This window comes from Zhaonella formicivorans (assembly GCF_004353525.1).
GTDB lineage: Bacteria > Bacillota > DUOV01 > DUOV01 > Zhaonellaceae > Zhaonella > Zhaonella formicivorans.
In genome coordinates this window covers 502,648-516,787 of record NZ_CP085524.1, presented here as the reverse complement: position 1 = coordinate 516,787, position 14,140 = coordinate 502,648, and the positions used below count along the sequence as shown (strand labels likewise).

Sequence of the window (14,140 nt, the reverse complement as noted above, 5' to 3'; positions counted from 1 at the left end):
CAGCATATAACCGGGAAGTCGGAACTGATGCCTTAGATTAAGTGTAATAAAAATGAGGAGGAGAACTTGATGCAAAAAATTTTAATTGTGGGAGGCGTAGCTGGCGGTGCCAGCGCTGCCGCCAGGTTGCGTCGTTTGAATGAGGAAGCCGAGATTATTGTGTTCGAAAAAGGGGAATACATCTCTTTTGCCAACTGCGGTCTGCCTTATCATGTGGGCAAAGTCATTACAGAGCGGCAGCAGTTGCTGGTTCAAACAGTAGAAAGCATGAAAAACCGCTTTCGTATCGATGTACGGGTAAGAAGCGAAGTGCTATGCATTGACCGGCAAAAGAAAGAGGTAACCGTGTTGAACCACGTGAACGGCAAAACCTATACGGAAAATTACGATATTCTGCTTTTGTCTCCGGGAGCTGCTCCTCTTCGCCCGCCAATTCCGGGTATCGACAGTCCCCGCATTTTTACTTTGCGCAATATGGCAGATATGGATGCCATTATCCAAGCTGTGGATAATAAGACCTGCGGTGAAGCGGTCGTTATAGGCGGCGGTTTTATCGGCTTAGAAATGGCTGAAAATCTGCATCTGCGTGGTTTTAAAGTTACATTAGTAGAGATGGCAGAACAGGTGATGCTTAACTTGGACAGGGAAATGGCAGCTATTGTTCATAACCACCTGCGCCAGAAAGGGGTTAATCTCATCCTGCAAGACGGGGTAGCAGCTTTTAATGTTCAGGAAAATCGCACAATGGCAATCTTACAAAGCGGCAAAAAGATTTTAGCCGATCTAATTATCCTGGCTATTGGTGTTAAGCCCGATACTCAGCTGGCAAAAGATGCCGGTCTGGAATTAGGTCAAAAAGAAGCCATTAAGGTAAACGAATATTTCCAAACCTCCGATCCTTCAATTTATGCAGTTGGTGATGCCATAGAGACCTTCGATTTCTCCACGGGGCAGCCAGCATGGCTGCCGCTGGCCGGACCCGCTAACCGCCAGGGACGTTTAGCCGCCGACATTATCGCCGGGCGTTCAACAGTTTACGGCGGTGTACAAGGTACGGCTATTGCCAAAGTGTTTGATCTTACGGTAGCATCCACGGGAAAAAATGAAAAAACGCTACAAAGCCAAGGGATTAAGTATTTTGCCTCCTTCACCCATACTAATTCCCATGCAGGGTATTATCCGGGGGCCACTCCTTTAACCATTAAACTTCTTTTTGGCGAGCAAGGTGAGCTTTTGGGTGCCCAGGTAATCGGCCAGGACGGCGTGGATAAACGCATCGATGTTTTAGCTACCGCTCTGAGACTGAAGGCCAATGTAGATGATTTAAGCGGGTTGGAATTGGCCTATGCTCCTCCATTTTCCTCTGCTAAAGATCCGGTCAATATTGCCGGTTATGTTGCCGGCAATATCCTGCGGGGCGATGTGGAAATTATTCACTGGCACCAGTTGGCTAATCTTAACCGGGAGGACACAGTTATTTTAGATGTCAGAGAAAAGGCAGAGCAAGAAGCTGGCTTTATTCCCGGCTCCATCAATATTCCCTTAGGCCAGCTGCGCAAGCGTTTAGCGGAAATACCCAGCGATAAGGAAATTATTATTTACTGTCAGGTGGGCTTAAGGGCTTATGTGGCAGCCAGGATACTGCTGCAAAAAGGCTATACCCGGGTAAAAAATTTGAGCGGTGGTTTTAAAACATGGTTCCCAGTTGCCAAAGATTTGAATTACCCCATCTCCTACCCTAGCCACCAGGAAGAAATAGCAGTTACAGCAGAAAACTCTTAAATCGTAAGTGAGTTGTAATTCTGCAAGTTGGGGGATGCATGGCAAAAAGGAGTTTGGTCCTAAAACCAAACTCCTTTTTGCTGTCATTTAACTTATTACTTGGCATCATGCAGAATTTCCAAGGCTCTGGTATTTTCCAAGGGGCTGTGCAGAGATGAATCCTGCATCAATTTCTCCACCTGCTTGCCTACAATCTGCGGTCGGTTGAGAACTCCGGGCCCTCCCACACATCCACCCGTACAGGACATGCCTTCAACTAAATTGGCAAAAATTTTACCTGCAGCAATGTCCTTGAGGGTTTGCAGGCATTCCGCAATGCCCTGGCAGGCAATAACGTGAATATCAAGGCCGCTATCCCGTTCCAGCAGGTAATTTTCTACTGCTTTGGCCACTCCTCCGGCTTTGGCAAAACCCCTCCCATCGCGGGAAGCTTCATCGAGGCTTGCTACTTCGGCTACAACTTCCTCTGGCTTTATCTGGGCGGCATGGAAAATAGCAAACAATTCCTCAAAAGTTAACACGTAGTCCATTTCTTCAATTTTAGTTGCTTCATGTTTCTTAGCTATGCAGGGCCCTATAAAAACAACCAACCCATCCGGATCTTCCTTTTTAAACATTTTAGCCGCAAAAGCCATAGGTGATGGGGTATGGGAAACTTTATTCTGATGTTCCGGCAAATGCTTAGCAATAGCTTCCACAAAGGCAGGGCAACAGGATGTTGTCATAAAAGGCCTTGACTTGGGCACTGTTTCCAGAAACTCTTCCCCTTCACTGATCACGGTAGCATCGGCCCCGCAGGCTGCCTCCATCACTCCTGCAAAACCAAGTAATTTTAATGCCGCTTTAATTTGATCGATAGTGACTTTAACACCAAACTGCCCGACTATTGATGGTGCCAGGATTGCATATAGCTTTTTCTCTTTTTTATATAGCTCTTCGCAGACCGGTCCTACAAAAGAAACGTCAGCAGCCGCACCAAAAGGACATCCTTCTACGCATTTTCCGCAGAATATGCATTTATCGTAATCAATTGTGGCCAGACGTCCTTCGCCTACATGTAAAGCTTGGACCGGACAAGCCCTCTCACAGGGACGAGCCAGCTCAATAATGGCCCCATACTTACATGCCCTCCGGCAACTGCCGCATTCCACACAGCGGCTCTGGTCAATATAGGCCCTGCCTTGTACTATCATGATGGCATCCTTGGGACAGTTGCTTTTACAATGGTGGGCTACACAGCCCACGCAGGCGTCGGTAACGGTGAACTTATCCAGGGAACAACCGTTACAAGCGGTCTCCAGGATTTGTACTACCGGCCCTGCGCTGATTTCCTCCCCTTTTCCGTTTCTGCCTCCATTGGCTAAAACCAGCCGTTCCTCCACAATAGCTCTTTCCTTATAAATGCAGCAACGGTACCTGGCCGGACCATCAGGTATAATCTTTTTCGTTGCATCGGGCATTTCCTTTAACCTGCCGGACAAAGCAAGCCGCGCTATCTCGGTAAAAACGTCACGACGAATTTTCGCTAGTTCAGATATTGCCATAACTAATCTCCTCCCTCTATAATCTTTAATTTTCTTTGAAAATCTCGCTTAATCTTAGATTTTCATTTGTACAAAGTCAATCCTCTTGGACAATATGCCTATTTTTGTATATATCTGGATTAACAAGTGTATACCGACAGAATATGCGTCTTTTAAACGTATTTCGGCCATGTAATCCACTTGTTCTCCGGTGGCAAACCTCCCATGTCTCACAGGGTCTGTGCCCCTAAATTCCTTCGTACTGCCTGCCCATGAGGTGGATGTCAGCCTTGCTCCTTTGCTGGGTCAAATGCCCTTATGGATAAATTTCAACCTGACTATTCCGGCTCGCTTTGTCAATGAACGTAATCTTTAATTAAGCAAGGTTTTTTTACATTTCCAGCACCGCTTGATTGCTTGTTACATTGCAGGAGTTTGACTGTCAAGGGGCCGCGATAGCGGCGACGCAGTCTTTACCCTTGACTGGCAAACGGATGAAATGTAACATTGTCAGTTGCGGTGCGCTTTTTAGGCGGCTTCCTGTAATTCTTGCCTTCTTATATCACTCATCATTTTTTGTGGGTCATAAGCTACGCCTTTTCTCAGTAAGGTGTAAAATATCCTTATGAGCTTACAGCATAAGAGTACTAGCGACTGTTTCTTTTTGAGCGGGTTCTGTGGCCTTGTTGTGTAGTACTGGTGTAGTTCTTTAAATTCGTTGTTCTTAGCCACTATGGGCATAATCCCTTGAAATAACAACGATCTTAGCCTTTTTCGCCCTCGTTTGCTAATAGTTGTTTGGCCCTTATGCTTTCCTGAGCTATTTTCTTTCAGGCTTAGTCCCGCCAGCTTCTGTACCTGCTTTGGATGTTCAAACCTTGTAATATCCCCTACTTCAGCTATAAACCCTGCTGCTGCTATGAGGCCTACTCCCTTGATTTTTAGCATTTCTTCAATACCGGGAATCTGCATGGCTAATTCTTCTATTAGAGCCATTGTCCTTTCATATTGCCTCTGCAGCATTTCATATTCTTCTAGTAGTGTGGCAAGTTCATTTTGAGCTGCTCTTAATCCTTCTCGTACTCCTACTGATATCTTTGCTGCCTCAACTAGTTGGCTGGCTCGTCTAACTCCAACAGCTCTGCTGATTTCTTTTCTCCAGCTGGCAACTATGCCTTCGACGCCTTTTTCAAGTACTTTATCCGGTGTTGGAAACTCTTTTAGCGTTACTATTGCTGCTTTGCCTTCCCAATCCCCAAAGACTCTGTTGAACTCCGGGAAATATATGCTTATCCAGCGTTTAACTCTGTTTCGGATGCTGTTAAGCTGCTTCACTAATCTTAAGCGGGTTTCCATTGCATTTCGTAAATCGCTGTAAATTCCTTCGGGAATGTACGGTTCCATGTATCGACCGTCTTTTACCAGCATGGCAATGGTTTTGGGTCCTTTCGGTCATTTTTGGTCGGATTATTATCATCCAATTCTTTGCTTCGCTTTACGTGAAACGGATTCACTAGTACTATTTTCAGCTGGTGATCCTTAAGATGCTGGGCAAAGGTAAACCAATAGTGTCCCGTAGGCTCCATCCCAACCATTACCTGCTGCTTCTGCTGTTGTTTTGCCACACTTTTTACCCACTCAGAAAATGTCTTGAAGCCGTTGTTGTCATTATTGAATTTTAGTAGCTTAGCTAGTTCTACGCCTCTGTAATCGAAAGCTCTGGCGTAATTTGTCTCGCTAGCTACATCTACACCAATGATTAAAGTCTTTTCTGTTATTTGCAAAATTCTTGAGTTCTGGTTATACTTCATATTGAGTACCTCCTCTGTTATTTAAGGGTCGCTAGTTAATCGACACCTCGACACCTCGTATGTTAACAGGAGGTACTTCTTTTTTCAAAGCTCATTTTAATTCATTACAGGAATGCTCCTTTGCGATATGAATTGCTGCAGCTAAGCTCATTCAATAACCTCTCTCAACCAGCTGGTATGTCTAGACGTCTTTTATGTTTTCAAAGGTATAAATAGAGTGGTAAACAAAAATGCTATAAAAGTAGTAATTCTTAAAAAGGTGGTTACCGTAATGGAAAAAATTGCTGTCTTAGGCATTCTGATCGAAAATCGGGCCGAGAATGCCCCGGAAATGCAAGAGATCATCACTAAATACGGCAACATCATTTTCGGTCGCATGGGAACTCCTAGTTTAAACAAACATAACGGCATTATTAGCTTACATCTGGAGGCTGATGACGAGAAAATCCAACAATTTGCCGGTGAATTAAAACAGTTATCAGGGATCACAGTGAGTTACTGTTACTTAAACTGAATTAACTAAAAGTGAAATTGTTCACTAACATCTAAAATTTTATACCACTATACTTGTTTTTGAAATAGGTTGTTATTTACAATTATATTCCCTAGGCCATTCAGCAATGACGCGCAATTACCGCGCTTCTATTGATTCTTTTGTTGGGTTATAAACCAAAATAAAACTATTGGGCTGGTGTTTAAAGCCGTTATTCAGCCAAAAAGACATTGAATTTTCCTGGGGTAATGCTTTTAAAGGCATGGTAGGAAATATTTTTTTTATTTCCGACACAAAAAAAGTACCTATCCCCTTGCCCTTTAAGTCATTACGTACTGACATACAATCAAAGTAAACGGCGCCTTTTTCTTGCCCCATATAAGCGGCAGCCAGGATGTCATTTTCTTCATTGATACAAACGTACAACTTATCAAAAAACCGGTTTTTTTCCGCAATATCTTTTTGATAGTAATTACCATAGCGAAACAACTCATATTTTATTTGGTATGCACCAAGAGCAGACAGCTTGACTACCTTCATTTCTGTACACGCCCTCCTTGGCCAACCCTTTCCCCAATTCTACCATTACTATTATAGAGAAGAAGCTTTAACTAGTCTATGATCTTTTACCACGGTTGATAACCGACCTTATAAAATTCCAAAAAGAGTGGAGCAAATTAATCTTCTTTTGATAAAATGAGTAGCAGGGGATTTAAAATTTTATAGAAAAATTTCGAGGTGACCTGATGGCCGACATACGATTAACCGGTTGTTCCCAGGATTGCTACGACAACTGTGCGGTTCTCGCCGAAGTAGAAAATGGAAAACTCTGTTCCCTTCGGGGCAACCCGGCCCATCCCCAGACAGGCAGCTGGTTATGTGCCAAAGGCAAAGCTTATGTGGAAAGAGTTTATCACCCGGACCGCATACTCTGGCCTTTGCGAAAAACTGCATCGGGCTGGGAAAAAATTTCCTGGGAGAAAGCTTATAGCCTTATCTGCTGCAAGCTAGAACAGATTTTAGAACAAAACGGACCTTTGGCTATATTGCATTACGATGACTATGGCTCCTCGGGGGCTCTCAAAGCATTAGCCCGGCGGTTCTTTAACGCCTTAGGCGGCTGCACTTACCCTTCCGGAGGCCTATGCCTTTCCGCGGGGCTGGCTGCACAGCGCTATGATTTTGGAGGTAACGCAGCCCATGACCCTGAGGATATACTGAATAGTTCCGTTATCGTCCTTTGGGGCAGGGACCCGGAAAAAACCAACCAGCATTTGCTGCCCGTCTTAAAAAAAGCAGGCGACAGGGGTGCCAAACTGGTTGTAATCAATCCTTTACCTGTTAAGACACCTCTTAATCCTGTACTGACCTTGCAGCCAAAACCGGGCACCGACGGGGCTATCGCACTGGCCGTAGCGAATCTCCTCATAACCTGGAACCGTTACGACGAGACATTTATCAAAGGGCATACCTACGGTTTTGCAGAATTTCAAAGGATGGTGAACGGATATACTCCTGCCTGGGCCAGTGACGTGAGCGGGATACCTGTGGGAAACATTGAGTCCTTGGCCTGCATCCTGGCGGGAAATAAGCCCGCTTCCTTTTTACTAGGCTGGGGTCTGCAGCGTCACGCTAACGGAGGCCAAACCATCCGGGCCATAGACGCTCTCGGCGCCTTGGCAGGGAGCATCGGGGTTGCCGGCGGCGGAGTGAATTTTGCTAACAGTGTACGGAGCTGGAATCCGGGGCTAAGCGGTGCTGAGCTTGCCCAACACAGCCGTCACTTTCCTTATTCAGCTATTGCTGACCGTATTTTAAAGGCCGACAACCCTCCAATTAAGGCAGTATTTGTAACCAGGGCCAATCCGGCTTGCCAGCTGCCAAATACCTCCAAGGTGGTAGAGGCTTTTAACTCAATTGAATTTAAAGTGGTCATTGATCAGTTTTTGACCGACACGGCCCAACTGGCTGATTTAGTTTTACCCTGCACCACTTACTTGGAAGAAGACAATCTTTATAAAAACTCCTGGCATAACATGATTATCCTGGGCAGAAAAGTAATATCACCTCAAGGTGAAGCTAAACCTGATGAAGTGATTTTTTCTGAACTGGCCCAAAGAATGGGCCTGGGTCAATATTTTACCCGGACAATCGAAGAATGGCTTGAATATGCCATAGAGCCGCTCAAAACGCAGGGAGTAACTATGGAAAGATTATCTGAAGGCCCGGTACGTCCGGTCGGTGCTAACCAGGTAGCGTGGAGCACAAGGGAATTTAATACTCCCACAGGAAAATTTGAATTTTATTCCAAGCAAGCGCTGAAGGACGGACTACCTGCTTTGCCCGAATATATGGAACCAGGAGATAAGGTAGATGAAGAGCAATATCCACTTTATTTACTAACACCTCATTCCAAATACCGGATTAATTCCCAGTTTGCCAATATTATGGCGGTTCGCACCCTAAATCCGGAACCCAGACTTGACATCCACCCGTATACAGCAATGGCAAGGGGCATTGCTGAAGGAGATTGGGTTGAAATAAGATCTCTCCGTGGCGCCCTAACCCTGAAAGCAAGATTGAACTCAGGCCTTAGGCCCGATGCTGTATCTTTAGAGGAAGGCTGGTGGCACGCTGATGGGGCCTGCGCCAATTTCCTGACGAGCGATACGGTAGCGGATATGGGGCAAGGCTCAACTTTCTACGACTGCAGGGTGGAAGTCAGAAAGAAACCCTAGGGTTCAAACAGCAGGGGTTAGTTTTAAATAAAGCCTGCACGTATTATTTCGCTCTGGACAAGCTGGCACGCCGTTACCGAGAGCTTTGCTGCCGGCCTAGAGCGAAACAAGTCCCGCCCCATAATACATGCAGGCTAATATAGTTTGTCGACAATCTTCCCAATCGTGCTTCTTACTAGGTTTTATTACCTGCTGTCTTACGCATATTCCCTTAACTTTAAAGCCATTTTATTAGCTTCGTGTACCACTTTTTCTTCATCAATACCCAATAGTACTCCATTTTTGTAAACGACCTTGCCTGCCACAATGGTCATATCCACCGGACGATTAATACCAACTACAGCCGGTAGAGCAGCAGGATCATCAAGAGTCCCAGCAAATTCCAGGGAGTTGATATCCACCAGGAAGCAGTCCCCAGCTTTAGCAACTTCCAAGGAACCAAGATCATTTCTGCCCAGCAGCTCTGCGCTGCCCCGGGTAGCCAAGGAGAGGATTTGGGCACCTGCAGGCGCAGCAGCGCTATTTACCAGGCGGTGCATCAGGTAAGCGTATCTTATCTCTGCTAACAGGTTGGAGCAATCATTGGAAGCGCTGCCATCCACAGCCAGCCCTACCGGAACCCCTTTTTGCAGCATTTCCGTAATTTTAGCAACTCCCGAGGCCAGTTTCTGGTTCGATGCGGGACAATGGGCTACCCCTGTTTTGGTCTGGGCTAAAAGGTCAAGTTCAGCGCTGTTAAAATGGATGCCATGGGCGAACCAAACGTCACTGCCTACCCAACCGAGGCTCGTCATATACTCTAAAGGACGCATGCCTACAGTACTTAAACAGTAATTTTCTTCATCGAGGGTCTCAGCCAAGTGAGTATGCAAACGTACCCCGTATTGCCGTGCCAGTTCAGCGCTTTCCCGCATTAAGTCAGGTGTAACTGAGAATGGGGAACAAGGCGCCAGGATAATCTGACACATGGAACCAGGTGAGGCGTCGTGGTACTCATTAATCAGCCGCTCTGAATCGGCCAGGATCTCCTCCTTGCTCTGCACCAAGCTGTCGGGTGGCAACCCGCCATCCGATTCTCCCCGGGACATGCTCCCCCGGCAAGCATGAAAACGTATCCCTAGTTCACTGGCGGCCATAATCTGCCTGTCTATCAACTCCGTTTGCCCCTGGGGAAAAACATAATGATGATCGCTGGCTGTAGTACAGCCATATTTGATTAATTCCCCAAGACCAACGAGAGCGCTGGTATAGACCATCTCGCCCGTTAAGCCCCGCCACAAACGATACAAAGTCTTTAACCAGTCAAAAAGTTCCATTTGCTGTACCCGGGGTAAGTTACGGGTCAACACCTGATAGAGATGATGGTGGGTGTTGATCAAGCCAGGATAGACTATTTTACCCCGAGCATCGATTGTTTCATCGGCAGCATATTTTTGTCCAGACAAATCTTTGCCGATAGCCTTAACCCAACCTTCCTCAATATAGAGGTCTGCATCCCGATAGATGCTGTTTTTGGCATCCATGGTGACAATGGCTGTTGCACCTTTAATCAGTAAAGATGTCATACTTCTACCCTCCCTAAAATATAAATACCCACCCCAATAAACTTCCAAGTTTATTAGAGTGGGTTACTGGAACCACTTTAAGCTGTTATTTTACTATCCTCGTACCTCTTTCTCCCTTTACTGCCTCCCTCAAGTCAGCCAGGGCGCCGATAATAGCTTCCCCGCCGTTTTCCACAAAACTGATGGCGGCCTGAACTTTCGGGCCCATGCTGCCCTTGCCGAACTGTCCCTCCTCCAAATATTTTTTGGCTTCGTCCACAGTCAAACGTTCCAGGTTTTTCTGGTCAGGCTTGCCATAATTTATCGCTACATAAGGAACGTCTGTGGCAATAGTTAGGATATCGGCACCCAACTGCTTAGCCATCAAGCTGGAAGCCAAATCCTTATCAATTACTGCTTCGACGCCTACCAGTTTATCTCCTTCTTTTACTACTGGAATACCGCCTCCGCCGCTGGCAATAACGATAGCTCCTGCATCAACTAAAGTTTTGATCAAATCAAGTTCCACAATTTCTTGCGGTTTAGGAGACGGTACAACTTTCCTCCAGCCCCGACCGCTGTCTTCAATCCAGCTTTCACCTTTAGCCATGCCCTTTTCTGCTTCCTCTTTAGTATAAAAAGCTCCGACCGGCTTGCTGGGGTTCTGGAAAGCCGGATCCTCCTTGGAAACCACAACCTGCGTCAGCAAGGTCACTACCTTTTTATCAATGCCGAGCTTCTTAAGCTCATTATAGATGCTCTGTTGAATCATATAACCGATCAGCCCCTGGCTTTCAGCGCCGCAAACATCCAAAGGCATAGCAGGCACATGTTCCCTGGCAGCTGCGTTTTGCAGCAGGATGTTACCTACCTGCGGCCCGTTACCATGGGCTACTACAACCCGGAAACCTTCCTGGACCAGCTTGACAATGTTTTGAGCGCTTACTTCCACGTTAGCCCGCTGTTCCTCAATAGTTCCTTTTTGTTTAGGTTGGAGTATGGCGTTTCCGCCTAAAGCTACAACTACTGTCTTCACAAAAATCCTCCTGTTCATCCCTTAAAACATATAACGATACTTCTTAAATGCAGTCCAGATCATGGCAGCAAGACCCGGATCCAAATCACTTTCTGCTTTGCCGCCGGCATTAAATTTAACATCGGAAATCTTGCCCTCAATCCTAACCTTAAAGAGAGGCTCATCTCCAGCTTGCACCAAAAGGAAGCCGGAATTAGTGCTGTCGTTAAAGTCCTCTTCACTCCAATACAGGGTCAGTTTATCCTTGTAAGGAGCCCCGCTGTTGGGACAGAAGGTTGCACAGTTGCCGCACTCATTGCACATTCCATCCACGTGAATGATCTGGTTGAGGTTCTTGAAAACGCCATCTTCAAGTTGGATGGCAATGTTAGCCCTGTTGGGACAAACCTCAGCGCAGATATTGCAGATGTAATTGCACTCCAGACACCTGTCGGCCTCTTTTTCTTCCCCTGTAACTGCTTGTAACACACCTTTTTTAGCGGCAATCTCGGCCAGTCTCCGCTCATTGTCAAAAGCAATATCCTTGACCGCCTCTTTAGTTTTTGGCAGATTCTCTTTAGCAATAATGGCGTTACTGGCTTTTGTAGCATGGGCAATTGCTTCCACTACGGTGGAAGGCCCAAAGAGAGCATCACCGCCGATAAATACGTTCTCTACATTTGTTTCAAATGTGTCGGGATTTACTGAAATATTGCCTCTTGCATCAACTGCTATGCCATTCTGCTTCAGAATGTCGTAATCCACTAACTCGCCGATGGCAGTTAAGGCTGTATCAACCTGTATTTCCTCGAATTCACCCTCTTTTGCCACAGGGCTCCTCCTTCCGGAAGCGTCCGGTGCACCTAGTTCCAATTTCTGGCATTTCAATATTCCGTCTTTTAACGATAGAGGTGCTAAAAGCTCTTTGAAAATCACACCATCCTGCAGAGCCAGGTTTAATTCTTCCCTGTCTGCTGGCATAAACTCTTTGGTTCTTCTGTAGACGATATAGACATTTTCCACACCGTCTACCCGCAGAGCTGCACGGGCTGCATCCATGGCAGAGTTTCCGCCGCCGATGACAGCCACATTTTTGCCTAGCTTGATGGCAGTCTTATCTTTGTTGAATTGCTCCAGGAAGGGGATAGCTCCCATCACACGGTCACTGTCGCCTTCCAGCTTCAGGGAATTGGTTTTTCCTGCGCCGATAGCCAGGTAGATATAGTCATAGCCCTGGGCTTTCAGATTTTCAATGGAGAAGTCGGCATTTACCCCTAATTCAAATTTAACTCCCATTTTCTTAATAAGTTCAATGTCCTTTTGAATTGCCTCTCTGGAAATCCTGAAGTCAGGGATAACGTATTCCACCGTCCCGCCGGCTTTCTCCCTCTTATCGAAAATGGTCACATCCATTCCCGCCCGGGCCAGGAAATAACCGGCTGCCAGTCCCGATGGCCCTGCGCCGATAATGGCAACTTTGGCAGAGCTCTTGGTAACCGGTTGTGCAATTTTATCAAGGAATGCTTTATAGCCGTTCTCGGCTGCAATCCTCTTCATTTCCCTGATCAGCACTGATTCGTCATAGTCTAAACGGGTACATTTAGTCATGCAGTTATGGTTACAAATTGTTCCCGTGATAAATGGCAGCGGGTTTTTGGATACAATAACTTCGTATGCTTCATTGTATCTTCCTTCGCCCACCAGCCTGATATATTCGGGAATGTCCTGGTTGATGGGGCAACCAAAAGTACAAGGCGCAATATAGCAGTCAGTGAGCGGCAGTTTCCTTTCCGTCTTCCTGCTGCCGGCAAGGCGCTTTTCTTTGAGATGGTTGGCATCTGTAAAAGCGCTTTCAGCAAGTTTTCTTAATTTTTCCAAATCTATCCTGCCAGCTTCGCTGTTTTGCAGATAAGGTTCCAATTCTTCTGCCAACTGCTTAAATCTGAAGTAGCCGCCAGGTTTCAATAATGTTGTAGCTACGGTAATCGGTTGAATCCCCGTTTCCAAGATGCGGGCGATATTAAAGAAGTCTGCTCCTCCGGAATAGGAGATTTTCAGATCCCCGTCAAATTCAGAAGCTAATTTCAAAGCCAAATTTATAGTCAGAGGGTAGAGGGACCTTCCTGACATATACATTTCTTCGCCTGGCAGTTCTCCTTTAGTAATCATGCAAGGCAGGGTGTTGGAAAGTTTTACCCCGAATTCCTTGTTGTGCTCCTTGGCAAATGCTTTGAGTCTTCTTAACATGGCAACGCCGTCATCGTACTGCAAATCATGGGTAAAAGACTCTTCTCTTAATTGAATATAGTTATAACCCATCTTATCGAAAGTATTTCTGACAAACTCATATCCCAGCAAAGTGGGGTTCATCTTCACAAAAGTATGCAGTTTCTTTTCGCTGAGTAAATATTTTGTAATAGCCTCGATCTCCGCCGGCGGGCAACCGTGCATGGTAGACAGAGTGATGGAATTACAAATATTAGGGGAAATGCTGTCGATATATTTTTCATCAACAAATTTAAATCTGCTGACTGCTTCCTTTAAGGCTTGCTTGCACTCCTGAAAGATCGGGGTGTTCGAAGCATTCTTCATGCCTTCGATGAAGTTGTCTACTTTAGGTGTTTGAATCCCCTTTAAGTCATAGCCCACACTCATGTTGAACATAAAAGTGCGTTCATCGGAGTTAAATAATTCTTTCTGCAAAATGTGAACAATAAACCATGCTTTAACGTACTCTTCAAATGCACCTTGGATGGAGAGCTCAGTAGACCACTCCGTATTATAGCATTCATCTTCTGCGCGGATACATGGTTTTGGGAACTCCAGTTCATCAAGTATTTGTACCGTCTTAAGCTCAAAAAACCTGCTTCCGGTAAGGTAAGAAGCAACTATATTTTGCGCCAGTTGCGTATTGGGGCCGGCTGCAGGACCTACGGGAGTACCAATGGATTCACCGAATAATTTTATCTGCTTGTCGCTTGCTTTTTTATAGAACTTGTCCTTGGGTATGCCGAAAATAGTCCCGTACTCTTGATATTCTTCGAATACCCAGTCTAACAATTTCTTAAAAGGGATCGCTCTCATTTTATCACTCATCTTTTTCCCTCCCCAAAAAAAGAAAGTAAAACGAAACGCACTAAAACCGCTAAATCTTTAATCCTAATGTGTAATAAGGCAAAGCAAAACTAGTTCACTTTGCCTTATTACAGTATCAAAGATTAAGCAAACGAAATT

At 45.6% G+C, this 14,140-nt stretch carries 8 protein-coding genes and 1 pseudogene; 3 read left to right on the top strand and 6 right to left on the bottom strand.

All coding sequences use genetic code 11. The features are described from left to right. Window positions 1-69 precede the first annotated feature (69 nt). Window positions 70-1,782 carry an FAD-dependent oxidoreductase gene (locus tag EYS13_RS02535; RefSeq protein WP_227765628.1) on the top strand — a complete coding sequence of 571 codons (1,713 nt, stop codon included), beginning with the start codon at window positions 70-72 and terminating at the stop codon, window positions 1,780-1,782. A 95-nt stretch (window positions 1,783-1,877) separates the two neighbouring features. On the opposite strand, the gene EYS13_RS02530 is transcribed toward EYS13_RS02535, so the two are convergent. Further along, entirely contained in the window at window positions 1,878-3,326 is a 1,449-nt protein-coding gene (locus EYS13_RS02530) for a 4Fe-4S dicluster domain-containing protein (RefSeq protein ID WP_227765626.1), read from the bottom strand. A gap of 507 nt (window positions 3,327-3,833) precedes the next feature. Then, window positions 3,834-5,116 (bottom strand): annotated as a pseudogene (locus EYS13_RS02525) (IS110 family RNA-guided transposase). Between the two features lie 271 nt (window positions 5,117-5,387). On the opposite strand from EYS13_RS02525, the gene EYS13_RS02520 reads away from it, so the two are divergent. Next, a complete protein-coding gene (locus EYS13_RS02520; protein WP_227765624.1) occupies window positions 5,388-5,630 on the top strand; it encodes a TM1266 family iron-only hydrogenase system putative regulator in 243 nt (80 codons plus the stop codon). Between the two features lie 117 nt (window positions 5,631-5,747). Here EYS13_RS02520 and EYS13_RS02515 read toward each other — a convergent pair whose 3' ends face one another. Continuing rightward, a complete protein-coding gene (locus EYS13_RS02515; RefSeq protein ID WP_227765623.1) occupies window positions 5,748-6,149 on the bottom strand; it encodes a hypothetical protein in 402 nt (133 codons plus the stop codon). A gap of 206 nt (window positions 6,150-6,355) precedes the next feature. Here EYS13_RS02515 and EYS13_RS02510 point away from each other — a divergent pair, with 206 nt between their 5' ends. Then, complete coding sequence (locus EYS13_RS02510; protein WP_227765621.1) at window positions 6,356-8,347, top strand: molybdopterin-containing oxidoreductase family protein; 1,992 nt, start codon at window positions 6,356-6,358, stop codon at window positions 8,345-8,347. Window positions 8,348-8,544: 197 nt separating this feature from the next. Here the strand turns inward: EYS13_RS02510 and EYS13_RS02505 are convergent, their stop codons facing one another. The 3 genes from EYS13_RS02505 to ygfK all read right to left on the bottom strand — a co-directional run bounded on the left by EYS13_RS02505 (window position 8,545) and on the right by ygfK (window position 14,002). Next, window positions 8,545-9,912 (bottom strand): 8-oxoguanine deaminase, encoded by a 1,368-nt coding sequence (locus EYS13_RS02505; RefSeq protein ID WP_227765619.1) that lies wholly within the window; start codon window positions 9,910-9,912, stop codon window positions 8,545-8,547. 85 nt (window positions 9,913-9,997) lie between these two features. Continuing rightward, entirely contained in the window at window positions 9,998-10,945 is a 948-nt protein-coding gene (gene arcC, locus EYS13_RS02500; RefSeq protein WP_423055295.1) for a carbamate kinase, read from the bottom strand. A 3-nt stretch (window positions 10,946-10,948) separates the two neighbouring features. Continuing rightward, window positions 10,949-14,002: a putative selenate reductase subunit YgfK gene (gene ygfK / locus EYS13_RS02495; protein ID WP_227765614.1), complete on the bottom strand. Its 3,054-nt coding sequence runs from the start codon at window positions 14,000-14,002 to the stop codon at window positions 10,949-10,951. Between the last annotated feature and the right edge of the window lie 138 nt (window positions 14,003-14,140).